At 70.4% G+C, this 26,304-nt stretch carries 11 protein-coding genes; 6 read left to right on the forward strand and 5 right to left on the reverse strand.

Annotation, left to right across the window (positions count from 1 at the left end):
* Window positions 1-106: 106 nt before the first annotated feature.
* The 3 genes from BSE24067_RS24135 to BSE24067_RS24145 all read right to left on the reverse strand — a co-directional run bounded on the left by BSE24067_RS24135 (window position 107) and on the right by BSE24067_RS24145 (window position 3,667).
* Window positions 107-2,596 (reverse strand): xanthine dehydrogenase family protein molybdopterin-binding subunit, encoded by a 2,490-nt coding sequence (locus tag BSE24067_RS24135; RefSeq protein WP_151066311.1) that lies wholly within the window; start codon window positions 2,594-2,596, stop codon window positions 107-109.
* A 21-nt stretch (window positions 2,597-2,617) separates the two neighbouring features.
* Entirely contained in the window at window positions 2,618-3,076 is a 459-nt protein-coding gene (locus BSE24067_RS24140; RefSeq protein ID WP_151066310.1) for a (2Fe-2S)-binding protein, read from the reverse strand.
* 294 nt (window positions 3,077-3,370) lie between these two features.
* Window positions 3,371-3,667: a hypothetical protein gene (locus BSE24067_RS24145; RefSeq protein WP_151066309.1), complete on the reverse strand. Its 297-nt coding sequence runs from the start codon at window positions 3,665-3,667 to the stop codon at window positions 3,371-3,373.
* Window positions 3,668-3,804: 137 nt separating this feature from the next.
* Here BSE24067_RS24145 and BSE24067_RS24150 point away from each other — a divergent pair, with 137 nt between their 5' ends.
* Complete coding sequence (locus BSE24067_RS24150) at window positions 3,805-16,527, forward strand: autotransporter-associated beta strand repeat-containing protein (RefSeq protein ID WP_420883503.1); 12,723 nt, start codon at window positions 3,805-3,807, stop codon at window positions 16,525-16,527.
* A 206-nt stretch (window positions 16,528-16,733) separates the two neighbouring features.
* Here BSE24067_RS24150 and BSE24067_RS24155 read toward each other — a convergent pair whose 3' ends face one another.
* Window positions 16,734-17,822 carry an aldose epimerase family protein gene (locus BSE24067_RS24155; protein WP_151067622.1) on the reverse strand — a complete coding sequence of 363 codons (1,089 nt, stop codon included), beginning with the start codon at window positions 17,820-17,822 and terminating at the stop codon, window positions 16,734-16,736.
* Window positions 17,823-17,849: 27 nt separating this feature from the next.
* Complete coding sequence (locus BSE24067_RS24160) at window positions 17,850-19,043, reverse strand: XylR family transcriptional regulator (protein ID WP_151067620.1); 1,194 nt, start codon at window positions 19,041-19,043, stop codon at window positions 17,850-17,852.
* Window positions 19,044-19,309: 266 nt separating this feature from the next.
* Between BSE24067_RS24160 and xylA the strand changes: the two genes are divergently transcribed.
* From xylA to BSE24067_RS24185, 5 genes are all read left to right on the forward strand, one after another.
* A complete protein-coding gene (xylA, locus tag BSE24067_RS24165) occupies window positions 19,310-20,632 on the forward strand; it encodes a xylose isomerase (RefSeq protein WP_151067618.1) in 1,323 nt (440 codons plus the stop codon).
* Window positions 20,633-20,636: 4 nt separating this feature from the next.
* A complete protein-coding gene (gene xylB, locus BSE24067_RS24170; RefSeq protein ID WP_151067616.1) occupies window positions 20,637-22,115 on the forward strand; it encodes a xylulokinase in 1,479 nt (492 codons plus the stop codon).
* A gap of 86 nt (window positions 22,116-22,201) precedes the next feature.
* The gene (xylF, locus tag BSE24067_RS24175) at window positions 22,202-23,230 is read left to right on the forward strand and encodes a D-xylose ABC transporter substrate-binding protein (protein WP_151067613.1); all 1,029 of its coding nucleotides are present in this window, start codon (window positions 22,202-22,204) and stop codon (window positions 23,228-23,230) included.
* Window positions 23,231-23,297: 67 nt separating this feature from the next.
* Entirely contained in the window at window positions 23,298-24,857 is a 1,560-nt protein-coding gene (gene xylG / locus BSE24067_RS24180; protein ID WP_151067611.1) for a D-xylose ABC transporter ATP-binding protein, read from the forward strand.
* Window positions 24,854-26,053, forward strand: coding sequence for a sugar ABC transporter permease (locus tag BSE24067_RS24185; RefSeq protein ID WP_151067609.1), 1,200 nt, complete (start codon window positions 24,854-24,856; stop codon window positions 26,051-26,053). The genes xylG and BSE24067_RS24185 overlap by 4 nt, the downstream gene beginning before the upstream one ends.
* Window positions 26,054-26,304: the final 251 nt, after the last annotated feature.

Genomic DNA, 26,304 nt, shown 5'->3' on the forward strand with positions numbered 1-26,304 from the left:
GCCATGGCGTTCCCGGCCCGCCGGGCCGCGCAACCGGCGAACATGGTTACGGATCGGCCGCGCCCGGCGTGTGTGACCCCTGGCAGGTCCGCGGCTCCCTCGTGCGTTACGTCACCGTCCCCTTCTTCAATGCATCGATGCACGGAATTCCCGCGCGCCGCTTCGGCCTCAGGAATTTCGGCACCGCGCTCGGCTGCCCGACGCCGGCCTGGCTGTGTTCGATCTTCGGCTTGAACGCGGCCTTCTTCGCCTTGCGCGGAATCCGGCAGCCGCCGGCCGGCAGGTCGGCGTATGGATCGTCTTCCGCGGCGGCCGCGGCCGGCAGCGTGGGCGCCGCCGATGCGACCAGCATCGGCGCGAACGGCAATGCACGCATCCGCTCGCCGGTCAGCACGAACGCGCCGTTCGCAACCGCCGGCGCGATCGGCGGCACGCCGGCTTCGCTCAAGCCGGTCGGATGCGCATCCGACGGCACGAAGAACACGTCCACCGGCGCCGCCTCCTGCATCCGCACCGGCGGGTAGTCGGCGAAGCCGGCGTTGCGGACGGCACCGTGGTCGACGTCGATCGCGAAACCGGGCTTCGTCGTCGCGAGGCCGAACAGCGCGCCGCCCTGGATCTGCGCTTCCGCGCCGGTCGGATTCACGATGCGCCCGGCATGCACGCCGGCCGTCACGCGATGCACGCGCGGCTTCTGCGCGTCGATCGACACCTCGGTCACGTACGCGACGACCGTGCCGGCCGTTTCATGCATCGCGACGCCCCACGCGTGCCCGGCCGGCAGCGTGCGCGTAGCGTAACCCGACTTGTCGACGGCGAGCGCGAGCGCATCGCGATGGCGCGCATGCTCCGGACCGGACAGCCGCGCCATCCGGTACGCGACGGGGTCCTGCCGGGCCGCGTGCGCGAGCTCGTCGACGAGCGTTTCCATCACGAACGCCGTATGCGTATGGCCGGCCGAGCGCCAGGTCTGCACCGGCACGTCGACGTCGGTCTGATGGACGGATACCTGCATCGGGAATCCATACGGACTGTTCGCGATGCCGTCGGTCAGGTCGGGATCGGTCCCGCCCTTGCGAATCGCCGTGCGTTCGAGCGGCGACCCCTTCAGTACCGACTGGCCGACCACGACGTGCTGCCAGTCGCGCACGGCGCCGCTGCCGTCCACGCCAACATCGACGCGATGCAGCACCATCGGGCGGTAGTAGCCGCCGCGGAGGTCGTCCTCACGTGTCCAGATCGTCTTGATGGGGCCCAGGTGGCCGGCCGCCAGATACGCGGCCGATACGCGCGCCGCTTCGACCACGTAGTCGGACGTCGGCGTCGAGCGCCTCCCGTAGTCGCCGCCCGACGTCATCGTGAAGATCTGCACTTTCTCCGGGGCGACACCGAGCGCCTTCGCGACCGCGGCGCGGTCGGTCGTCTGCATCGACGAGCCGCCCCAGATCTTGATTCCGCACGCGCAGCTCGGCGGCCCGACGTCGACCGTGCAGCTGAGCGGCTCCATCGGCGCGTGTGCCAGATAGGGAAATTCGTAGTCCTTTTGTATACGGGCGGCTGCCGGCGGCGCGTTACCGGCATCGGCCGTGCGCACGACGGTGCCCGGTGTGCCGGCGAGCTGCTTGTACGCCTGCATCTGCCGGGCGGACGACACGGTCGAGCCGGCGTCCTTCCACGTGACCTGCAGCGCGTCGCGGCCGAGCTTGGCCGGCCAGTAGCCGTCCGCGATCACCGCGACGCCGGTGCCGCCGCGATCGATCGGGATCTCGACGACCTCGACGACGCCCTTGACGGCCCGGGCCGCCGCCGCGTTGTAGCTCGCCACCTGTCCGCCGAAGCGAGGCGGGCGTGCGACCACGGCCACCATCATGTCGGGCAGCCGCCAGTCGATCCCGTACTTCAGCGTGCCGTCGAGCATCGTGCGCGCATCGACCCGCGGCGTCGGCTTGCCGATGAGGCGGAACTGGCCGGGCGACTTCAGCGGCACGTGCTGCGGCACCGGCATCGCCATCGCGTCCGGCGCAAGATCGCCGTAGGTTGCGCGATGAGTGCCCGACGTCACGATCCCGTTCTCGGTCCGGCAGGTGGCCGGATCGACGTTCCAGCGCCGGGCTGCCGCCGCGACGAGCATCGCGCGCGCGGACGCGCCGAGTTCGCGGTATTGCGTGAACGAATGATTGACCGACGTCGAGCCGCCGGTCATCTGGATACCGGTCACCGGATCCTTGTACGGCTCGCCGGCCGGCGCGAGGACGGTGCGCACATTGCGCCAGTCGGCGTCGAGCTCGTCGGCCAGCGCCATCGGCAGCGCGGTGCTGACGCCCTGGCCGGCCTCGGTCCGGTTGACGGCGACGGTGATGGTGTTGTCCGGCGCGATGATCAGGAATGCTTGAGGAGGCGAGGCCCGAAGCACGGTGCCGGCTTCGGCGCGGGCGCGCAGCGGCGGGAGGCCGAGCGCGAGACAGCCGCTCGCGGCGACCGTGAGCTTGAGGAAGCCGCGCCGGCCGGGCATCGGAGCAGCGGCTCCGGTCACGGGCGCAGCGTCGGAGGGGACGGCGTCGGTGCTTGCCGGACGCCCGGCAGTGCGAATACGCATGATCGGAGTCTCCCTGCAGGCTCACGCAAGCGCGCGGGCCGCATCGTGAATCGCCGCGCGGATGCGCTGGTAGGTGGCGCAACGGCACAGGTTGCCGGCCATCGCGCTGTCGATGTCGGCGTCGGTCGGCGCCTTGTTGCCGCGCAGCAGCGCGGCCGCGCTCATCATCTGGCCGCTCTGGCAGTAGCCGCATTGCGCGACGTCGTGCCGGATCCATGCGTCGAGGACGGCCTTGCCGACCGCTTCGTCGGCAAGGTGTTCGGACGTCGTGATGCGCGCATTTCCCACTGACGACAGCGCCAGCGTGCAGCTGTGCACCGGCCGGCCGTCGACGTGCACGGTGCACGCGCCGCAGTCTCCTGTCCCGCAGCCGAACTTGGTGCCGGTCAGCCCGAGGTTGTCGCGCAGCACCCAGAGCACCGGCGTCGACGGATCGGCGTCGACCTCCGCCGGCCGGTTGTTGATGTTCAACGTCACCATCGTGAAATTCTCCCTTCGACACGTCGTTATCGTTCGCGAGACAAAATCGTAATGCGGCGGACGTGAATCAATTAAAGCAGATTCGCGGAAAATTCAGCGTCTGGAAATCGGCTCTTTTTGCCTTTTTTAACGATTATGGGTCGTTAATTAAAATATAAAGTTTACGTTTCTCATACAAATTATCGAATCGGATCGAAAGATTGTTGAGTTTTGACAACATCTTTGCCGGCCCGTAGAAAACGTTTGCGGGTCGGGCCTATATTTGACTCGCGACCATCACAGGAGACGCGCTGATCAAACGGTCGTCGTTAATGAATCGACATGCGGAACAATCGAAATCCGGTTGTTCCGCCGGTGAACGCGCTGTTCGCTTGCGGGCGGATTGCCGCGACCGGGCGGGGCGGTAAGGTTCGGTTGCCGTTTGATTTCCATAAACCGACGTTCCCGGATCTGCGGTGCCATACGGCCATGCCGATTCGCGTAAAACAGCAGGCTCCAATTAGTGAAAAAATTACCGTGCAGGGGGCGTAAAAGTAAAAGATGAATATTAAATAATACGGGTTGATTAATTCTCGCCAGTTGCGAATCCATGTCATCCGTTCCGGATCGGCGGCGGGAAGATATTTATCAAAAATCTCGAATAACGTATTCCGGTATTTTCCTTTGCATTTGAGCGTGCGAAAGGAATGGCTCGGTGTCGTCGATTCTCTTTATGGGAAGGTGTGATTATGCGTATGCGCATGGGATCGAATAAAAAGCGCGCGGAAGCCCGTCCGAAAATGCTGGTTCCGACCGGCATGCTGGTCGCGCTGGTCGGCGCCGGCGTCATTCCGGCCGACGCGCTCGCGGCATGCACCGGGACGCCGACCGTCACCTGTACGGGCGCGACCACGAGCTATGCGAACGGCACCAACGGCCTCAACGTAACGGTCGTGCCGGGCGCGACCGTATCCGTGTTGCCGTTGTTCGGCGGTACCGCGATGTCGCTGACGGGTAGCGGCGTGACGTTGACCAACAACGGCACGATCGACCCGTCGCTGGGCGGGCTGAGCATCGTGTCGAACGGCACGGTGGTCGGCAATGTGTCGTCCGCGAGCACCGTCAACGTCACGAACGCGAGCACCGGCGTGATGATGGGGTCGACCAGTTCGCTGCTCAACGGCCCCGCATTGACCGTCTACAACGGCGTCGGCGGGACGACGAACATCACGAACGCCGGCACCATCGGCACGACCGGCATTCTCGGCTTCGGCGCGGGGCCCACCGCGCAGGTGGTCACGGCGTCGGGCGGCGCCCAGGTCAATTTCACCAACGCGAGCGGCGGCGCGATCAATGGCTCCGTGGTGCTTGCGCCCAGCGGGCTGGCGGGTACCGGCAATACGTTCACCAATGCGGGCACCATCACCGGCAACGTGTCGCTGGGCGCGGCCGCCGGTGCGTCGAACACGTTCAATGCGATGACGGGGTCGTCGGTTGGCCTGGGCGTCGACGCGGGTGCGGGCCTGGGCAGCAACAATACGCTCAATCTGCAGCTGAACACGGCGAGCGGCGGCGCGCCGAACGGCGCCATCGCGGTCGATACGTTCGCCAACTTCAATAATCTCGGCGTCCAGGGCGGCACCTGGGACATCACCGGCGCGTCGACCGCGACGAACGCGTCGCTGACCGGCGGCACCGCGATCGTCCATGGCGCCGGCGCGCTGGGCACCGGCACGATCGTCGTCGGCGGCGGCACGCTCGAGGCCGGCACGGCCGGTGTGAACCTGCTCAACGACGTGACGCTCACCGGCGGCCTGACGATCGACGGCGCGAACGGGCTCGCGCTGTCGGGCGCGATCGGCGGCGGCGGCCCGCTGAACGTGAGCGGCACCGGCACGCTCGCGCTGAACGGCGCCAATTCGTTCTCGGGCGGAACGAATCTGACGGGCGGCGGCGGAATCGTCGTCGGGACCGGCGCGGCATTGGGCAGCGGCGCGCTGAACGTGACGAGCGCGGGCGGCTCGCTCGGCACGAGCGTCGGGGGCACCGTGCTCGGCAACGCGGTGAATCTCGGCGCGGGCGCGACGCTGGGCCTGAACGGTTCGGCCAATCTCGGCCTCGGCGGCGTGATCGGCGGCAGCGGCAGTCTCGCGCAAGCCGGCACGGGCACGACGACGCTCACCGGCATCAACACCTTCACCGGCGGCACGACGCTGAGCGGCGGCGGGCTGATCGCCGGCAACGGCGCGGCGCTCGGCGCGGGCGCGCTGCATGTCGGTGGCGCAGGCGGCTCCCTGGCGACGAATGCGAGCGGCACGCTGCTCGGCAACGCGGTGAGCGTTGACGCAGGCGCCACGCTCGGCCTGAACGGTGCGGCCGACCTGAGCCTCGGCGGTGCGATCGGCGGTAATGGCAGCGTCGCGCAAACCGGCGCGGGCACGACGACGCTGCTCGGCGCGAACACGTTTACGGGCGGCACGACGCTGAGCGGCGGCGGGCTCGTCGCCGGCAATGGCGCGGCATTGGGCACGGGCGCGCTGAACGTGACCGGCGCGGGCGGCACGCTCGCGACGAATGCGAGCGGCACGCTGCTCGGCAATGCGGTGAATCTCGGCGCGGGCGCGACGCTGGGGCTGAACGGCTCGGCGGACCTCAGCCTCGGCGGTGCGATCGGCGGCAACGGCAGCGTCGCGCAAACCGGCGCGGGCACGACGACGCTGCTCGGCGCGAATACGTACACGGGCGGCACGACGCTGGGCGGCGGCGGGCTCGTCGCCGGCAACGCGGCGGCATTGGGCACGGGTGCGCTGAACGTGATCGGCACCGGCGGTTCGCTCGCGACGAACGCGAGCGGCACGGTGCTCGGCAATGCGGTGAACCTCGGCGCGGGCGCGACGCTCGGCTTGAACGGCGCGGCCGATCTCGGCCTGGCCGGCACGATTGCGGGCGCGGGCGCGCTCGCGCTGGGCGGTACCGGCGCGACGACATTGTCCGGAGCGAACATGTTTACGGGCGGCGCGAGCCTGACCGGGGGCGGCAGCCTGATCGTCGAAGGCGGCAGCGCGCTCGGCGTCGGCGGCACGTTGAACGTGAGCGGCCTCGGCGGTTCGCTGAGCGCGGATCTGGCCGCGGGTGCGTCGCTGGCGAACGCGATCAACCTGAACGGCGCGTCGCTGGCGCTGAACGGCGCGAACGATCTCGGGCTGAGCGGCGCGATCGGCGGCACCGGCGGCCTCGTGCTGAGCGGCGCGGGCACGACGACGCTGTCCGGCGCGAACACCTTCGGCGGCGGCACGACGCTGAGCGCCGGCACGCTGCTCGCCGGCAGCAATACGGCCCTCGGCACTGGCGCGCTGAACGTCGCGGGCGCGGGTGGCGCGCTCGGTGCGAGCGTGAGCGGCACCGCATTGGGCAATGTGGTGAACCTCGGCGCGGGCGCGACGCTCGCATTGACCGGCGCGAACGATCTCGGCCTGAGCGGCGTGATCGCCGGCGACGGCGGCCTTGCACAGACCGGATCGGGCATCACGACGCTGCTCGGCGCGAACACCTATACAGGCGGTACGACGTTGAGCGGCGGCGGGCTTCTTGCCGGCAACGGCAGCGCCCTCGGCACCGGCGCACTGAACGTGACGGGTGCGGGCGGATCGCTCGGCACGACCGTCGGCGGCACCGTGCTCGGCAATGCGATCCAGCTCGGCGCTGGCGCTGCACTGACGGTTGGCGGTGCGAACGATCTGGGCTTGAGCGGGATCATCTCCGGTGCCGGCGGCCTGTCGGTGACCGGCCCCGGGACGACGACGCTCACCGCGGCGGAGACGTTTACCGGCGGCACCACGATCGGCAGCGGCACGCTCGCGATCGGCGCGGGCGGCAGCCTTGCCGCGTCGAGCCCGGTCAACCTGACCGGCGCGGGCGCGCAGTTCAGCATCGCCGGCGCGACCACGCCGCAGTCGATCGGCACGCTGTCGGGCGTCGCGGGTTCGACGATCGACCTCGGTTCGAACCACCTGACGCTGGCCGGCAGCGGCAGCGGCGTCTTCGCGGGCAACATCGGCGGCGCGGGCGGCGTGACGCTCGCCGGAACCGGCACCGAGGCGCTGACCGGCAACAACACGTACACGGGCGGCACGGCGCTGACGGGCGGCAGCCTGCTCGTTGGCAGCGGCGCGGCGCTCGGCACCGGCGCACTCGACGTCAGCGGCTCGGCGTCGCTCGGCGCGAGCGTGCCGGGCGTGACGCTCGGCAATGCGGTGAATCTCGGCGCCGGCGTCACGCTGGAATTGAACGGCGCGACCGATCTGGGCCTGAGCGGCACGATTGCCGGGACCGGCGGCCTTGCGCAAACGGGCACCGGCACGACGACGCTCACCGGCACGAACACGTACACGGGCGGCACGACGCTGAGCGGTGGCGGGCTCATCGCCAGCAATGGCGCGGGGCTGGGCACCGGCGCGCTCAACGTGACCGGTGCGGGCGGCACGCTCGCGACGAACGCGGCCGGCACCGTGCTCGGCAATGCGGTGAACCTCGGCGCCGGCGCGACGCTCGGGCTGAACGGGGCCGCCGACCTGAGCCTGGGCGGCGTGATTGCAGGCGACGGCGGCATCGCGCAGAGCGGCACCGGCACGACGACGCTGCTCGGCGCGAATACGTACACGGGCGGCACGACGCTGAGCGGCGGCGGACTGATCGCGGCCAACGGTTCGGCGCTCGGCACGGGCGCGCTGAACGTCGCGGGCGCGGGGGGTACGCTCGGCACGAGCGTCGGCGGCACGGTGCTCGGCAATGCGGTGAATCTCGGCACGGGCGCGACGCTGGCGGTCGGCGGCGCGAACAACCTGGGCCTCGGCGGCGCGATCTCGGGCGGCGGCAATCTGGCGGTGAACGGCCCGTCGGCGACGACACTGACCGGCGTGAGTTCGTACACGGGCGGCACGACGATCGGCAACGGCAGCACGCTCGCGGTCGGCGCGGGCGGCAGCCTGTCGGGCGGCAGCCTGTTCGACCTGGCCGGCGCCGGCGCGACGCTCGATCTGAGCGCGGCCACGTCGCCGCAGGCCACCGGCGGTCTGGTCGGCGTCGCCGGCTCGGCCGTGAACCTCGGCGGCAACACGCTGACGCTCGGCGGCTCGGGCAACGGCACGTATGGCGGCACGATCGGCGGCACGGGCGGGCTCGCGATGTCCGGCACCGGCACGCAGACGCTGACCGGCGCGAACACCTACACGGGCGGCACGACGATCAACGACGGCACGCTGGCGATCGGTGGCGGCGGCAGCCTGGCGGCGAGCGGTACGGTGAACCTGGCCGGCGCCGGTGCGACGTTCGACCTGAGCGGCGCGGCGCTCCCGCAGACGACGGGCGCACTGTCCGGCGTGGCCGGCTCGACCGTCAATCTCGGCGGCAACAGCCTGACGCTCGGCGGCGCGGGCAGCGGCACGTTCGGCGGCACGATCGCCGGCGCGGGCGGCAGCCTCGCGCTGTCCGGTACGGGCACCGAAACGCTGACCGGCGCGAACACGTACACGGGCGGCACGAGCCTGACGGGCGGCGGCACGTTGATCGCAGGCAACGGTTCGGCGCTCGGCACGGGCGCGCTGAACACGAGCGGCGCGGGCGGCACGCTGGCCGCGGGCATCGCCGGCACGACGCTCGGCAACGCAGTGAATCTCGGCACGGGTTCGGCGCTGACGCTTGGCGGCACGAACGACCTCGGCCTGAGCGGCCTCATCTCGGGCGGCGGCAGTCTCGCGCAAACCGGCAGCGGGACGACCGCGCTCACCGGCGCGAACACGTACACGGGCGGCACGACGCTCAATGCCGGCGGCCTGTCGGTCGGCAACAACGCGGCGCTCGGCACGGGCGCACTGAGCGTAACGGGTACGGGCGGCACGCTCAGCGCGAGCACGGCCAACCTGCTGCTCGCGAACGCGATCGACCTGGGCACCGGTTCGGCGCTCAATCTGGGCGGCGCGCTCGATTTCGGCCTGAACGGCATCATTTCCGGTGCGGGCGGCATCGTGCAATCGGGCACCGGCACGACCACGCTCGGCGGCGCGAACGCCTACGGCGGCGGGACGACGCTGAACAGCGGCGGACTGAGCGTCGGCAGCAACACCGCGCTCGGCACCGGCGCGCTGAACGTGACCGGCAACGGCACGCTGAGCGCAAGCGTGAGCGGCACGACGCTCGGCAACGCGGTCACGCTCGGCGCGGGCGCGACGCTCGGGCTGAACGGCGCGAACGCTCTCGGCCTGAGCGGCACGATTTCCGGCAGTGGCAGCCTCGCGCAGACCGGCACCGGCACGACGACGCTCACCGGTACGAACACGTACGACGGCGGCACGACGCTCAGCGGCGGCGGGCTCATTGCCGGCAACGGCAGCGCACTCGGCACCGGTGCGCTCAACGTTACCGGCGCGGGCGGCTCGCTTGGCACGAACGTCGCGGGCACGACGCTCGGCAATGCGGTGAATCTCGGCGCGGGCTCGACGCTGACGGTTGGCGGTGTGAACGATCTCGGCCTCGGCGGCGCGATTTCGGGCAGCGGCGGCCTGTCGGTCAGCGGCCCGTCGACGACGACGCTGACCGGCGCGAACACGTACACCGGCAATACGACGATCGGCGGCGGCAGCACACTCGCGGTTGGCGCGGGCGGCAGCCTGTCGTCGGGCAGCGCGCTCGATCTCGCGGGCACCGGCGCGACGCTCGACATCAGCGCGGCGACTTCGCCGCAAACCAGCGGGATGCTGTCCGGCGTGTCGGGCACGAACGTGAACCTCGGCGGTAACACGCTGACGCTGGCCGGCTCCGGCAACGGCAGTTTTGCCGGCACGATCGGCGGCACCGGCGGGCTGACGATGTCGGGCACCGGCACGGAGACGCTGACGGGCGCCAACACGTACACCGGCGCGACGACGATCAACAGCGGTACGCTGGCGATCGGCGCGGGCGGCAGCCTGTCCGCGAGCAGCCCGGTGAACCTGGCCGGTTCCGGCGCGGCCTTCGACGTGAGCGGCGCGACCACGCCGCAAACGACTGGCGTGTTGTCGGGCGTCGCCGGTTCGACGGTGAACCTGGGCGGCAACAACCTGACGCTCGGCGGTTCGGGCAGCGGCACGTATGACGGCACGATCGCGGGTGCGGGCGGCAGCCTGACACTGTCGGGCACCGGCACGGAAACGCTGAACGGCACGAACACGTACACGGGCGGCACGAGCCTGACCGGCGGCGGCACGCTGCTGGCCGGCAACGGCTCGGCGCTCGGCACCGGCGCAGTGACCACGAGCGGCGCAGGCGGCACGCTGGGCACGAGTGTCGCGGGCACGACGCTGACCAATGCGATCAATCTCGGGTCGGGCTCGACGCTGACGGTCGGCGGCGCCAACAATCTCGGCCTCGGCGGCACGATCTCGGGCGGCGGCAATCTGGCCGTGAACGGTCCGTCGACGACGACGCTCACCGGCACGAACACGTACACCGGCAACACGACGATCGGCAGCGGCAGCACGCTGGCTGTCGGCGCGGGCGGCAGCCTGTCGTCGGGCAGCGCGGTCGATCTGGCCGGCACGGGTGCGACGCTGGACGTGAGCGCAGCCACGACGCCGCAGACGACCGGCACGCTGTCGGGCGCGGCCGGTTCGACGGTGAACCTGGGCGGCAACACGCTGACGCTGGGCGGGTCGGGCAGCGGCACGTTCGGCGGGACGATCGGCGGCAGCGGCGGCCTGACGCTGTCGGGCACCGGCACGGAAACGCTGACGGGCAGCAACACGTACAGCGGGGCGACGACGATCAACAGCGGCACGCTCGCGATCGGCGCGGGCGGCAGTTTGTCCGGCAGCAGCCCGTTGAACCTGACCGGTGCGGGCGCAACCTTCGACGTGAGCGGCGCGACCACGCCGCAAACGACTGGCGTGTTGTCGGGCGTCGCCGGTTCGACGGTGAACCTCGGCGGCAACACGCTGACGCTGGGCGGCACGGGCAACGGCACGTTCGGCGGCACGATTGCCGGCACGGGCGGCAGCGTCACGCTGTCGGGCAGCGGCACCGAAACGCTGACGGGGAACAACACGTACACGGGCGGCACGAGCCTGACCGGCGGCGGCACGCTGATCGCCGGCAGCAACACGGCGCTCGGCACCGGTGCGCTGAACACGAGCGGCGCAGGCGGCACGCTGGCCGCGGGTTCACCGGGCACGACGCTCGGCAACGCGGTAAACCTCGGCAGCGGCTCGACGCTGACGGTTGGCGGTACGAACGATCTCGGGCTGGGCGGCGCGATCTCGGGCAGCGGCAGCCTCGCGGTCAGCGGTCCGGCGACGACGACGCTGTCGGGCGCGAACACCTACACGGGCAGCACGACGATCGGCGGCGGCAGCACGCTGGCAGTCGGGGCGGGCGGCACGCTGTCGTCGGGCAGCGCGATCGACCTGTCCGGCGCCGGTGCGACGCTCGACCTGAGCGCGGCCACGTCGCCGCAGACGACCGGTGCGCTGTCGGGCGGCACGGGCACGAACGTGAATCTCGGCGGTAACACGCTCACGCTCGGCGGCGCGGACAGCGGTACATATGCAGGCGTGATCGGCGGCACCGGCGGGCTGACGCTGTCGGGCACCGGCACCGAAACGCTGACCGGCAACAACACGTATACCGGCGCGACCACGATCAACAGCGGCACGCTCGCGATCAGCGGCAACGGCAGCCTGTCGTCGAGCAGCCCGGTCAGCCTGACGGCGGCCGGCGCGACGCTCGACCTGAGCGGCGCGGCGTCGCCGCAATCGACGGGCGCGATCTCGGGCGTGGCGGGCTCGACGGTGAACCTCGGCAACAACAACCTGACGCTCGGCGGATCGGGCAGCGGCACCTATGCGGGCAACATTGCCGGCACCGGCGGCGTGACGATGAGCGGCACCGGCACGGAGACGCTGACGGGCGCCAACACGTACACCGGCGCGACGACGATCAACAGCGGCACGCTGGCGATCGGCGCGGGCGGCAGCCTGTCGATGACGACGCCGGTGAGCCTGACCGGTGCGGGCGCAACCTTCGACCTGAGCGGCGCGACCACGCCGCAGACGACCGGCACGCTGTCGGGCGTCGCCGGTTCGACGGTGAACCTGGGCGGCAACAACCTGACGCTCGGCGGTTCGGGCAGCGGCACGTATGACGGCACGATCGCCGGTACGGGCGGCAGTCTCACGTTGTCGGGCACGGGCAGCGAAACGCTGAACGGCACGAACACGTACACGGGCGGCACGAGCCTCACGGGAGGCGGCACGCTGATCGCGGGCAACGGCTCGGCGCTCGGCGCCGGCGCGCTGAACACGAGCGGCGCGGGCGGCACGCTCGACACGAGTGTCGCGGGCACGACGCTGACCAATGCGATCAATCTCGGGTCGGGCTCGACGTTGACGGTTGGCGGTGCGAACGATCTCGGCCTCGGCGGCGCGATTTCGGGCGGCGGCAATCTGGCCGTGAACGGTCCGTCGACGACGACGCTTTCCGGCACGAACACGTACACCGGCAACACGACGATCGGCAACGGCAGTACGCTCGCGGTCGGTGCAGGTGGCAGCCTGTCGGGCGGCAGCGCGGTCGATCTCGCCGGGGCCGGCGCGACGCTCGATCTGAGCGCCGCCACGACGCCGCAGTCGACCGGCGCGTTGTCGGGCGTGTCGGGTTCGACCGTGAACCTGGGCGGCAATGCGCTCACGCTCGGCGGTTCGGGCAGCGGCACGTACGGCGGCACGATCGCGGGTGCGGGCGGCAGCCTGACACTGTCAGGCACCGGCACGGAAACGCTGAACGGCACGAACACGTACACGGGCGGCACGAGCCTGACCGGCGGCGGCACGCTGCTGGCCGGCAACGGCTCGGCGCTCGGCACCGGCGCGGTGACCACGAGCGGCGCGGGCGGCACGCTGGGCACGAGTGTCGCGGGCACGACGCTGACCAATGCGATCAATCTCGGGTCGGGCTCGACGCTGACGGTCGGCGGTGCGAACAATCTCGGCCTCGGCGGCACGATCTCGGGCGGCGGCAATCTGGCCGTGAACGGTCCGTCGACGACGACGCTCACCGGCACGAACACGTACACCGGCAACACGACGATCGGCAGCGGCAGCACGCTGGCTGTCGGCGCGGGCGGCAGCCTGTCGTCGGGCAGCGCGGTCGATCTGGCCGGCACGGGTGCGACGCTGGACGTGAGCGCAGCCACGACACCGCAGACGACCGGCACGCTGTCGGGCGCGGCCGGTTCGACGGTGAACCTGGGCGGCAACACGCTGACGCTGGGCGGGTCGGGCAGCGGCACGTTCGGCGGGACGATCGGCGGCAGCGGCGGCCTGACGCTGTCGGGCACCGGCACGGAAACGCTGACGGGCAGCAACACGTACAGCGGGGCGACGACGATCAACAGCGGCACGCTCGCGATCGGCGCAGGCGGCAGTTTGTCCGGCAGCAGCCCGTTGAACCTGACCGGTGTGGGCGCAACCTTCGACGTGAGCGGCGCGACCACGCCGCAAACGACTGGCGTGTTGTCGGGCGTCGCCGGTTCGACGGTGAACCTCGGCGGCAACAACCTGACGCTGGGCGGCACGGGCAACGGCACGTTCGGCGGCACGATCGGCGGCACGGGCGGCAGCGTCACGCTGTCGGGCAGCGGCACCGAAACGCTGACGGGGAACAACACGTACACGGGCGGCACGAGCCTGACCGGCGGCGGCACGCTGATCGCCGGCAGCAACACGGCGCTCGGCACCGGCGAGCTGCACACGAGCGGCGCAGGCGGCACGCTGGCCGCGGGTTCACCGGGCACGACGCTCGGCAACGCGGTGAACCTCGCCAGCGGTTCGACGCTGACGGTTGGCGGCGCGAACAGCCTTGGCCTGAGCGGGCCGATCTCGGGCAGCGGCACGCTCGCGTTCACCGGCCCGGCGACGACGACGCTTTCCGGTGCCAACACCTATACCGGCGGCACCAGCGTCACCGGCGGCGGCACGCTGGTGGCCGGCACGCCGACAGCACTCGGCAGCGGCACGCTGAGCGTCGGCGGCAGCGGCGGCACGCTCGGGACGAGCGTCGCCGGCACGACGCTCGGCAACGCGGTGAACCTCGGCACGGGTTCGACGCTGACCGTTGGCGGCGCGAACAGCCTCGGCTTGAGCGGCCCGATTTCGGGGGCGGGCAACCTGGCGGTGAGCGGCCCGTCGACGACGATGCTGACCGGCGCGAACACGTACACCGGCGGCACGACGATCGGCACCGGCAGCACGCTGGCAGTCGGCGGCAACGGCAGCCTGTCGGCCGGCAGCGCGCTGACGCTGGCCGGTAACGGCGCGACGCTCGACGTCGGCGGTGCGACGGCGCCGCAGACGGCGAGCGCATTGTCGGGTGCCGCGGGTTCGACCGTGAACCTCGGCGGCAACACGCTGACCGTGGCCGGCCCGGCGGGCGGCGCGTTCGGCGGCACCATCGCCGGCGCCGGCGGTTTCGCGGTGCAGGGCGGCGGCACGCAGACGCTGACCGGCGCGAACACGTACACCGGCGGCACGACGATCGGCAGCGGCAGCACGCTCGCGCTGTCCGGCGCGGGCAGTCTCGCGCCGACGAGCCCGATGGTGCTCGCCGGCAGCGGCGCGACGCTGAACCTCGCGGGCTCCGCCGCGCCGCAGTCGATTGGTGCACTGTCCGGCACGGCAGGCTCGAACGTGAACCTCGGCAGCACGCCGCTGACGGTGAACACCGCGGGCACCAGCACGTTCGCGGGCACGCTGTCGGGCACCGGCCCGCTGACGCTCGCCGGCACGGGCGCCCAGTTGCTGAGCGGCACGAACACGCTGTCCGGTCCGACGAACGTGACCGGCGGCACGCTCGCCGTCACCGGTTCGCTGGCCAGCTCGCCGGTGACCGTGGGCAACGGCGCGACCGTCACCGGGACGGGCACGATCGGCGGCCTCGTCGTGTCGGGCGGCGGCACCGCGTCGGTGCTGACGCTCGGACAGCCGCTGAAGGTCGCCGGCAATGCGACGTTCCAGCCCGGCTCGACGCTTCAGGTCGGCGCCACGCCGCAACAAAGCGGCGGGCTCGACGTGGCCGGCTCGGCCACGGTCAACGGCGGGACGGTGCAGGTCGTCGCGGCGAGCGGGCAATACCAGCCAGGCAAGCTCTACACGATCGTGAATGCCGGCGCCGGTGTGCAAGGGCAGTTCAGCGCGGTGAATTCGACGTATGCGTTCCTCACGCCGACGCTCCAGTACGACCCGTCGCGGGTGCTGTTGTCGCTCGCGCCCAACGGCACGCCGTTCGCATCGGTTGCCACGACGCCTGACGGGCAGGCGGTGGCCGGCGCGGTCGGCACGCTCGGCGCCGGCAACCCGCTGTTCGATACCGTGCTGACGGCCGATGCGCCGACCGCGAACCGCGCGTTCACCCAATTGGCCGGCGATCTGTATCCGAGCACGCGCAGCGTGCTGCTGTCGGACAGCCGTTACGTGCGTGACGCGGTGCTCGATCGCGCGCGTCTCGGCTCGCAACCGGGCGGCGCGTTGTGCGGCTGCGAGGCGCCCGTATCGGCGGACGATCATGCGGCGTCGCTCGACCGTCGGCTTGCGTCGGAGAACGGTTGCACGCCGGCGAAGTCGTACAAGCCGGCGGTGTGGGGCCGCATCTACGGCGCGCACAGCCGGTTCGACGGCGACGACGTCGCGTCGATCGATCGCAACCTGTACGGCTTCGTCGTCGGGACGGACGCGGAAGTCAGCAGCCACTGGCGCATCGGTATCGCGGGCGGCGCGTCGCGCAGCCTGCTCAATACCGACCAGAACGAATCGGCGAAGGTGAACGGCGAGACGATCGCGCTGTACGCGAGCGGCCGATACGACGCGTGGAACGTGCGCGGCGGCGTGGCGCAGTCGTGGTACCGCGTGCACAGCGAGCGTAATCCGTCGTTCGGCGGTTTCTCCGATCACGATACCGCCAGCTACGACGCGAACGCGACGCAGGTGTTCACGGAGATCGGCTACTCGACCGCGATCCGCAACGTCGCGCTCGAGCCGTTCGTCGGCCTCGCCTACGCGAGCGTGCATACCGGCGGCTTCAAGGAGAACGGCGGCGCGGCCGCGCTGCAAGGCGAATCGAGCACGAGCGGGCTCGGCTTCTCGACGCTCGGCGTGCGCGCGTCGACCGATGTGGCGGTGACGACGAAGGGCAAGATCACCGCGTACGGCACGGTCGGCTGGCGGCATGCGTTCGGCAATACGCAGCCGGGTTCGACGCTGTCGTTCGCGAGCGGCGGGTCGCCGTTCAGCGTGGTCGGCGTGCCGGTCGCGCGGGATGCCGCGGTGCTCGAGGTCGGCGTCGATGCGGCCGTGACGAAGAACCTGTCGGTGGGGTTGTCGTATAGCGGTCAGGTTGGCGGCAACGTCAGCGACCACGCGCTGTACGGCAACCTGTTGTGGAAGTTCTGAGCGCCGGGCGGCCGCTCGCGATGCGGTTTTCGTGAGCGGCCGAGCGGACGAACGAAGCCGCGAAGGGATGCGCGATCCGGCATTCGTTCACACGCCCGGCATGGGCGTGACCGGTGTCGCGACACGGCACGCAATCGTAAGCCCGTCGGCCGCGCGCATGACCGGCCGCGCGCGCGACGCGACCGTTCGCCGCGCGAGCGTATCCGCTACCCGCGAACCCCGACCCGATACCGCGTCGTCTGCCGATAGGTGGCGCCGGGATGAAGGATGGTTTCATCGCGCAGCCCATCCATGTTGACCTGGTTCGGAAAGAACCCGGCCTCGACGCACAGCGCCGCATGCCGCACACACGACACGCCGCCGCTCACGCGCACGCCGTCCAGATAGTTGCCCGTATAGAGCTGCAGCCCGCGTTGATCCGTCGACACCGCGAGCTCCCGGCCGCTCTCCGGATCGTAGATCGAAGCGACCGGCCGCACGCCGCGGCCGGCGTCGCGCAGCACATAGCAATGATCGAAGCCGCGCCCGCGCGCGAGCTGCGCATGCGGCCAGTCGAGGCGCGCGCCGATCGGCGCGCTCTGCCGTAAATCGAACGCGGTGCCCGTCACGTCGGCGGTGCCGGTCGGGATCAACGCGTCGTCGACTTCGACGAACGCATCGGCGTCGATCTGCAGCAGATGGCCGCGCACGTCGCTGCCCGGGCGGCCGCTGAGGTTGAAGTAGCTGTGATTGGTCAGGTTCAGCGGGGTCGGCGCATCGGTAACACCGGCATAGTCGATCGTCAGCGTGCCGTCGTCGTCGAGCGTGTAGCGCACCTGCACGCTGACGTTGCCCGGGAAACCCGCGTCGCCTTCCGGCGAATCGAGCCGCAGCGTCAGCCCGCCGCGATCGTCGATCACGTCCCAGCGCGCACGATGAAAACCGCTTGCGCCGCCGTGCAGCAGGTTGCCGTTTTCGTTGCGATCGAGCGGGTAGTCGACGCCGTCGAGCGTGAAGCGTGCGCCGGCGATCCGGTTCGCCCAGCGGCCGACCGTCGCGCCGAGGTACGCGCCCGATTCGGCATAGTCGGCCGGCGTGTCGTGCGCGAGCACGATGTCGGCGACGCGCCCGGTGCGGTCGGGGGCGAGCCACGACACGACGGTCGCGCCGAGATCGCTGACGACCACGCGCATCCCGTGCGCGTTGCGCAGCGTATAGCGCCGGACCGGGTCGCCGCCGGGCAGCGTGCCCCATGGCTCGGACGGAATGCGGCCGACGTCGGACGCCGGGCGGGAAGAATCGGTATCGATACGCATGAGTGGGTTCGCTCGTGGGCGTTGAATTCAATGGGCGGGCGCGGTGCGCTCCTGGTATTCGCGCGGTGTGCAGCCGAGTTCGCGGCGGAACACCGCATACATGTACTGCAATGACGTGAAGCCGCAGCGGATCGCGACTTCCGCGCTCGACACGTGACGGCCCGCGAGCATGGCCTGCGCGGCCTCCAGCTTGTGACGCAGGATTTCCTGGTGCACGGTGCGCTGCAGCTCGCGCCGGAAGTGCTCCTCGAGCAGCGAGCGCGACACGCCGACATAGTCGGCGACCTGCTCGGTCTTGATCCCCTGGCACGCGTACTGGCGGATGAAGTGCCGCGCGCGCATCACGTGCGGGCTCGCGAGCGGCTGGTGGCGCGTCGATTCGAGCACGTTGATCCCGACCGGCGGCACGAGGATGCGCTGCCCGGGAAAACGCGCGCCGCGCAGCATCCGGTGCAGCAGGTGTGCGGCGGTGCGGCCCATTTCCTCGGTGCCCTGGATCACCGACGACAGCGGGATGCGCGTCAGCGTGCGCGTGAGCGGATCGTTGTCGATGCCGATGATCGCGACCTGCTCGGGCACCGCGATGCCGGCGATCAGGCAAGCCTGCAGCAGGTGCCGCGCGCGCGCATCGGTGACGGCGATCACGCCGACCGGCTTCGGCAGCGCATGCAGCCAGCCGATCAGCTGCTCGATCGCGTGATTCCACCCCGACGCGCTCGTCGACACGCCGCGGTAGATCGGCGCATCGACCCCGTCGGCGCGCGCGAGCCGGTCGAACGCGAGCTCGCGCTGCTGCGCCCAGCGGTTCTCCTGCGCGACCGGCAGGCTGTACATCGCGAAGTGCGCGAGGCCCGCACCGATCAGGTGCGTGTACGCGAGCGACACGAGCTTCGGGTTGTCCGTCGCAATATATGGGACGTCTTCCGGATACTGCGCGGGATCCTCGTATGACGAACCGACCGCGACGATCGGCAGCGGCGAGCCGGCGAGCGCGTCGGCGACGGCCGGATCGTCGAAGTCCGCGATGATGCCGTCGCCGTCGAAACGCTCGATGCCGGCGAGCCGGCAGCGGAAGTCGTCCTCGAGGAACAGGTCCCACACGACGCGCGTCGTGTGCAGATACTGGCCGATGCCGGCAATGATCTCGCGATCGTAGACCTTGTTCGCGTTGAACAGCAGCGCGATGCGGTGCGGTGTCGGGGCGGAAGGAGTGCGGGTCATCTCGGTCTCGGGGCGCGCGCCGCTCGGGCGTCGTGCCGTTGTCTCCGGGGCGCGCTCGCCACGCGGCGCGCGTTCGTCAGGTGTCCGGCGATTGTAGGACGGAACGCGCGCCACGCGCGCGCGGCTGGCAAGAAACATTACGCGCGGTGCGCAATTTCGCAATTGCCGGCCGGCAGGCGCGCGGGCACGATCCAGCCAACCGAATCAGACTGCGTGCGTCGCCGCGACGCGCGTTGCGCTGCAACAAGACACTGCACGGAGACGCCATGTCGTATTTCGAACACATTCCCGCGATTCGCTACGAAGGTCCGCAGTCGGACAACCCGCTCGCTTACCACTATTACGACCCCGAGAAGCGCGTGCTCGGCAAGACGCTCGCCGAGCATCTGCGGATCGCGGTCTGCTACTGGCACACGTTCGTGTGGCCGGGCCACGACATCTTCGGGCAGGGCGCGTTCCAGCGGCCGTGGCAGCAGCCGGGCGACGCGCTCGAACGTGCGCGGATGAAGGCCGATGCCGCATTCGAGTTCTTCACGAAGCTCGGCACGCCGTTCTACACGTTCCACGACACCGACGTCGCGCCGGAAGGCGACAGCCTGCGCGAGTACGCGGCGAATTTCGCGCGGATGGTCGACTATCTCGGCGAGCGCCAGCAGGCGAGCGGCGTGCGGCTGTTGTGGGGCACCGCGAACCTGTTCTCGCATCCGCGCTTCGCGGCGGGCGCCGCGACGAACCCGAACCCCGACGTGTTCGCATGGGCCGCGACGCAGGTCCGCCACGCGCTCGACGCGACGCACAAGCTCGGCGGCGACAACTACGTGCTGTGGGGCGGCCGGGAAGGTTACGAGACGCTGCTCAATACCGACCTGAAGCGCGAGCGCGATCAGTTCGCGCGGTTCCTGTCGATGGTCGTCGAGCACAAGCACCGGATCGGCTTCAAGGGCGCGCTGCTGATCGAGCCGAAGCCGCAGGAGCCGACCAAGCATCAGTACGACTACGACGTCGCGACCGTGCACGGCTTCCTCGTGCAGTACGGATTGCAGAACGAGATCCGCGTGAACATCGAGGCGAACCACGCGACGCTCGCCGGCCATTCGTTCCATCACGAGATCGCCAATGCGTTCGCGCTCGGCGTGTTCGGCAGTGTCGACGCGAACCGCGGCGATCCGCAGAACGGCTGGGACACCGACCAGTTCCCGAACAGCGTCGAGGAGCTGACGCTCGCGTTCTACGAGATCCTGCGCCACGGCGGCTTCACGACCGGCGGGATGAATTTCGACGCGAAGGTGCGGCGCCAGAGCGTCGATCCGGAGGATCTGTTCTACGGCCACGTCGGCGCGATCGACGTGCTCGCGCTCGCGCTCGAACGCGCGGCGGTGCTGGTCGAGAACGATCGGCTCGATGCGTTGCGCCGCCAGCGTTACGCGCAGTGGGACGACGCGTTCGGCCGCAAGATCCTGTCGGGCGATTACACGCTGCAGTCGCTCGCCGACGATGCGCTCGCCCGCGGCATCGACCCGCGGCATGTGAGCGGCGCGCAGGAGCGGCTCGAGAACATCGTGAACCAGGCGATCTACGGGCTGCGCTGACATCATGTATCTCGGACTCGATCTCGGCACGTCCGGCGTAAAGGCCGTGTTGCTCGACCGCGACGGCGCGGTGCGCGCGAGCGCGAGCCGCCCGCTGACGGTCAGCCGGCCGCAACCGCGCTGGTCCGAACAGGCGCCGCGCGACTGGTGGGACGCCGCCTGCGGCGCGCTCGCCGCCGTCGTCGACGCGGCGCGCGCGGCCGGCATCGATGCGCGCGACATCGCCGCGCTCGGGCTGACCGGCCAGATGCACGGCGCGACGCTGCTCGACGAGCACGGCGACGTGCTGCGTCCCGCGATCCTGTGGAACGACGGCCGCGCGGATGCGGAGTGCGCGGAGCTCGAGCGGCTCGCGCCGACGCTTCGCACGGTGGCCGGCAACATCGCGATGCCGGGCTTCACCGCGCCGAAGCTGCTGTGGGTGCGTCGTCACGAGCCCGACGTGTTCGCACGCATCGCCTACGTGCTGCTGCCGAAGGACTATCTGCGCTACCGGCTGACCGGCGTATTCGCCACCGATCCGTCGGATGCCGCCGGCACGCTGTGGCTCGACGTCGCGAAGCGCGACTACGACGACACGCTGCTCGCTGCGTGCGGGCTGTCGCGTGCGCAGATGCCGGCGGTGTTCGAGGGAAACCGCGTGACGGGCACGCTGCTGCCCGCCGTGGCGCGCGCGCTCGGGCTGCCGGAGATTCCGGTGGTGGCCGGCGGCGGCGACAACGCGGCCGGCGCGGTCGGCGTCGGCATCGTGCGGCCCGGCGACGCGCTGCTGTCGCTCGGCACGTCGGGCGTCTATTTCGCGGTGTCGGACGGATTTCGCGCGAATCCCGAATCGGCGGTGCACAGCTTCTGCCATGCGCTGCCCGGTACGTGGCATCTGATGTCGGTGATGCTGAACGCGGCCGGCTGCATCGACTTCACCGCGCAACTCGCCGGTTACGACGGGGTGCCGGCGCTGCTTGCCGATGCCGAAGCGAACGCGCGCCACGGCCGACCGTGGTTCCTGCCTTACCTGAGCGGCGAACGCACGCCGCACAACGACGTGAATGCGAAGGGCGTGTTCTATGGGCTCACGCCCGACATGCAGCGCGCGGATCTCGCGAACGCGACGCTCGAGGGCGTCGGCTTCGCGCTGCTGGACGGGATCGACGCGCTGCACGCGGCCGGCCTCGCGCCCGACAGCATCACGGTGATCGGCGGCGGCTCGCGCAGCGCGTACTGGACGCAGATGCTCGCCGACCTGAGCGGACGCGCGCTGACGCTGCGCGAGGGCGGTGAGGTCGGGCCGGCGCTGGGTGCCGCACGGCTCGCGCACCTTGCGCTCGAACGCGATGCTCGGCTCGCGGACGTGTGTCCGCAACCGCCGATCGTCGCGGTGCGCGAGCCCGATCTTGCGCGGCATGCGTGGTATCGCGACGCGCGGCGGCCGACGTTTCGCGCGCTGTACCGTGCGCTCGAACCGGTGTTCGCGACGGGCGCTTGACGCGCGTCGCGGTGACTCGAAGCGGGCGGCCCATTCCGCGGCCGTCCGGCATTCGTGACGTGGTTCCATAACAAGGAGTGGAGACGATGAAATCCGTGACGCGTCGTACCGTATTGAGTTCGCTTGCCGGCGCCGCTGCGCTGGCGATGTTCGCGCTGGGCGCACCGCTCGCGCACGCGAGCAAGGACAAACCCGAAATCGGCTTCTGCATCGACGACTTGCGCGTCGAACGCTGGTCGCGCGATCGCGACTATTTCGTTGCGGCCGCAACCAAGCTCGGCGCGAAGGTGTCGGTGCAGTCGGCCGATGCGAGCGAGGCGCGGCAGATTTCCCAGATCGAGAACCTGATCTCGCGCGGCGTGGACGTGATCGTGATCGTGCCGTTCAATTCGAAGACGCTCGGCAACGTCGTCGCCGAAGCGCGGAAGGCGGGCATCAAGGTCGTGTCGTACGACCGCCTGATCCTCGACGCCGACGTCGATGCGTACATCTCGTTCGACAACGAGAAGGTCGGCGAACTGCAGGCGCAGGGCGTGTTCGACGCGAAGCCGAAGGGCAACTACTTCCTGCTCGGCGGCGCGCCGACCGACAACAACGCGAAGATGCTGCGCGAAGGCCAGCTGAAAGTGCTGAAGCCTGCGATCGACCGCGGCGACATCAAGATCGTCGGTCAGCAGTGGGTGCCCGAATGGAGCGCGTCGACCGCGCTGCGGATCGTCGAGGACGCGCTGACGGCGAACAACAACAAGATCGACGCGATCGTCGCGTCGAACGACGGCACCGCGGGCGGCGCGATCCAGGCGCTCGCCGCGCAGCATCTGGCCGGCAAGGTGCCGGTGTCCGGGCAGGATGCGGACCTCGCGGCCGTGAAGCGCGTGATCGCCGGCACGCAGACGATGACCGTCTACAAGCCGCTGAAGCTGATCGCGAGCGAAGCCGCGAAGCTGGCGGTCGATCTCGCGAAGGGCACGAAGCCCGCGTTCAACGCGCAGTACGACAACGGCAAGAAGAAGGTCGACACGGTGCTGCTGCAGCCGACGCTGCTGACCAAGCGCAACGTCGACGTCGTCGTGAAGGACGGCTTCTACACGCAGGCCCAGCTGGCGAGCCAGTAAGCGTACGACGGAACGCGACGCGCGGCCGCCGCGACGGCGGTCGCGCCTACTGCGAGGCAATGAACGTATGACCGAACCCTTGCTGACGATGCGCGGCATCGTCAAGGCATTCGACGGCGTGAAGGCGCTCGACGGGATCGACCTGACCGTGCGTCCCGGCGAATGCGTCGGGCTGTGCGGCGAGAACGGCGCCGGCAAGTCGACATTGATGAAGGTGCTGTCGGGTGTCTACCCGCACGGCACGTGGGACGGCGAGATCCGCTGGGAAGGCGCGCCGCTCGTCGCGTCCGGTGTGCGCGACACCGAGCGCGCGGGCATCGTGATCATCCATCAGGAGCTGATGCTCGTGCCCGAGCTGTCGGTCGCCGAGAATATCTTCCTCGGCAACGAGATCACGCTGCCGGGCGGCCGCATGCACTACGCGGAAATGGTGCGGCGCTCCGAGGCGCTGCTGCGCGAGCTGCGCATCGACGCGATCAACGTCGCGCAGCCGGTGATGAACTACGGCGGCGGCCACCAGCAGCTGATCGAGATCGCGAAGGCGCTGAACAAGCGCGCGAAGCTGCTGATCCTCGACGAGCCGTCGTCGTCGCTGAGCGCGGCCGAGACGCGCATCCTGCTCGACATCGTGCGCGACCTGAAGCGCCGCGGTGTCGCATGCGTGTACATCTCGCACAAGCTCGATGAAATCGAAGCCGTGTGCGACACCGTGACCGTGATCCGCGACGGCCGCCATGTCGCGACCGAGCCGATGCGCGCGCTGACCACCGACCGGATCATCGCGATGATGGTCGGGCGCGAGATCAGCAACCTGTATCCGCGCGAGCCGCACGAGATCGGCGACGTCGTGCTGGAAGCGTGCAACGTGACGTGTCACGACGTCGCGAATCCGCGCCGCAAGCGCGTCGACGACGTGTCGTTCAGCGTGCGGCGCGGCGAGATCCTCGGCGTCGCCGGGCTCGTCGGCGCGGGCCGCACCGAGCTGATGCAGGCGATTTTCGGTGCGTATCCGGGCGCGAGCACGGCCAGCGTGCGCATCAACGGGCGGCCGCTCGCGATCCGCTCGCCGGCCGATGCGATCCGCGCGGGCATCGCGATGGTGCCCGAGGATCGCAAGCGTCACGGGATCGTGCCGCAGCTCGGCGTCGGGCACAACATCACGCTGTCGGTGCTGCGCCGGTTCGCCGCACGCGGCCGGATCGACGCGGCCGCCGAACTCGACGCGATCCGCACCGAGATGCAGCGGCTGTCGGTGCGCGCCGCGCACCCGTTCCTGCCGATCGCGAGCCTGTCCGGCGGCAACCAGCAGAAGGCAGTGCTCGCGCGGATGCTGCTCGCCGACCCGCAGGTGCTGATCCTTGACGAGCCGACTCGCGGCGTCGACGTCGGCGCGAAGGCCGAAATCTACCGGCTGATCTTCGCGCTCGCGAAACGCGGCGTCGCGCTGATCGTCGTGTCGTCGGAGCTGCCGGAGGTGCTCGGCCTCGCCGATCGCGTGCTCGTGATCGGCGAAGGCGAGCTGCGCGGCGATTTCGTCAACGAAGGCCTCACGCAGGAACAGATACTCGGCGCCGCGCTCAAGCCCGCGCGGCGTCCGGCCGAACCCATTGCAGCGAGTGCGACATGAACACCGAACTTTCCTCTTCTTCCGCCGTGCCGCCGGACACCGACGCGCGCCGCCTGCGCGGCCGTCCGCTGAGCCAGATCTTCGTGCGCTACAAGGTGCTCGCGCTGCTGTTCGCCGTCGCGGCGATCTGGGTGTTCTTCTCGGTGCTGACCGACGGCGCGTTCGTCACGCCGCGCAACGTGTCGAACCTGCTGCGGCAGATGTCGATCACCGGGATGCTCGCGTGCGGGATGGTGTTCGTGATCATCGCCGGCGAGATCGACCTGTCGGTCGGCTCGTTGCTCGGGCTGCTCGGCGGCGTCGCGGCGATCCTCGACGTCAATCGCCACTGGCCGGTCGCCGCCACGGTGCCGGCCGTGCTCGCGCTCGGCGTGCTGGTCGGGCTGTTCAACGGCTGGTGGTCGACGTACCGGCGCGTGCCGTCGTTCATCGTCGGGCTCGGCGGGATGCTCGCATTCCGCGGGATCCTGCTCGGCGTGACGGGCGGCTCGACGATCGCGCCGGTGTCCGACGGCTTCGTGTTCATCGGGCAAGGCTATCTGCCGCGCGCGGCGGGCGACGGCCTCGCGGTGCTGCTGTTCGCGCTGGTTGCGCTGCTGGTGTTCCGGCAGCGGAGCACGCGGCACCGCTACAAGCTCGCGGTCGCGCCGATGTGGCAGGACGTCGCGAAGATCGTCGGCGCCGGTGCCGTGCTGCTTGCGTTCGTCGCGACCCTCGACCGCTACGGCGGCATCCCGGTGCCGGTGCTGCTGCTGCTCGCGCTGCTCGGCGTGTTCTCGTGGATCGCGACGCAGACGGTGTTCGGCCGGCGCATCTATGCAGTCGGATCGAACCTGGAAGCGACGCGGCTGTCGGGCGTCGACACCGATCGCGTGAAGCTCGCGATCTTCGCGCTGATGGGGCTGATGTGCGCGTTCGCGGGCATCGTCAATACCGCGCGGCTCGCGGCCGGCTCGCCGTCGGCCGGCTCGATGGGCGAGCTCGATGCGATCGCCGCGTGCTTCATCGGCGGCACGTCGATGCGCGGCGGGTCGGGCACCGTCTACGGCGCGCTGATCGGCGCGCTCGTGATGGCGAGCCTCGACAACGGGATGTCGATGCTCGACGTCGACGCGTACTGGCAGATGATCGTCAAGGGTGCGGTGCTGGTGCTCGCGGTGTGGATCGACGTGGTGTCGCGGTCGAACCGGCGCTGACGTGAAGTGACGTGAAGTGACGCGCGGCGTGGCGGCGCGGCCGCCGCTCGGAGCACGGGAGCACCGGAGCGCCGAGGCACCGACGCACCGACGCACCGACGCACCGACGCACCGACGCACCGGAGCACCGGAGCACCGGAGCACCGGAGCGCCGTGCTGATGCCGCGCGCGCCGTCGGGCGTCCGAGTCTTTCGTCCGCCGATCTCGCGCCGCACTCGTCGGCCGGAGCGCAGCCGGTGGCGCGCACGATG

This window comes from Burkholderia latens, from assembly GCF_902499045.1.
GTDB classification, from domain to species: domain Bacteria; phylum Pseudomonadota; class Gammaproteobacteria; order Burkholderiales; family Burkholderiaceae; genus Burkholderia; species Burkholderia latens.

Coding starts and splice junctions, on each gene's coding strand:
- BSE24067_RS24135 (WP_151066311.1), bottom strand. CDS start 2,596: ATGCGTATTCGCACTGCCGGGCGTCCGGCAAGCACCGACGCCGTCCCC.
- BSE24067_RS24140 (WP_151066310.1), bottom strand. CDS start 3,076: ATGGTGACGTTGAACATCAACAACCGGCCGGCGGAGGTCGACGCCGAT.
- BSE24067_RS24145 (WP_151066309.1), bottom strand. CDS start 3,667: ATGGATTCGCAACTGGCGAGAATTAATCAACCCGTATTATTTAATATT.
- BSE24067_RS24150 (WP_420883503.1), top strand. CDS start 3,805: ATGCGTATGCGCATGGGATCGAATAAAAAGCGCGCGGAAGCCCGTCCG.
- BSE24067_RS24155 (WP_151067622.1), bottom strand. CDS start 17,822: ATGCGTATCGATACCGATTCTTCCCGCCCGGCGTCCGACGTCGGCCGC.
- BSE24067_RS24160 (WP_151067620.1), bottom strand. CDS start 19,043: ATGACCCGCACTCCTTCCGCCCCGACACCGCACCGCATCGCGCTGCTG.
- xylA (WP_151067618.1), top strand. CDS start 19,310: ATGTCGTATTTCGAACACATTCCCGCGATTCGCTACGAAGGTCCGCAG.
- xylB (WP_151067616.1), top strand. CDS start 20,637: ATGTATCTCGGACTCGATCTCGGCACGTCCGGCGTAAAGGCCGTGTTG.
- xylF (WP_151067613.1), top strand. CDS start 22,202: ATGAAATCCGTGACGCGTCGTACCGTATTGAGTTCGCTTGCCGGCGCC.
- xylG (WP_151067611.1), top strand. CDS start 23,298: ATGACCGAACCCTTGCTGACGATGCGCGGCATCGTCAAGGCATTCGAC.
- BSE24067_RS24185 (WP_151067609.1), top strand. CDS start 24,854: ATGAACACCGAACTTTCCTCTTCTTCCGCCGTGCCGCCGGACACCGAC.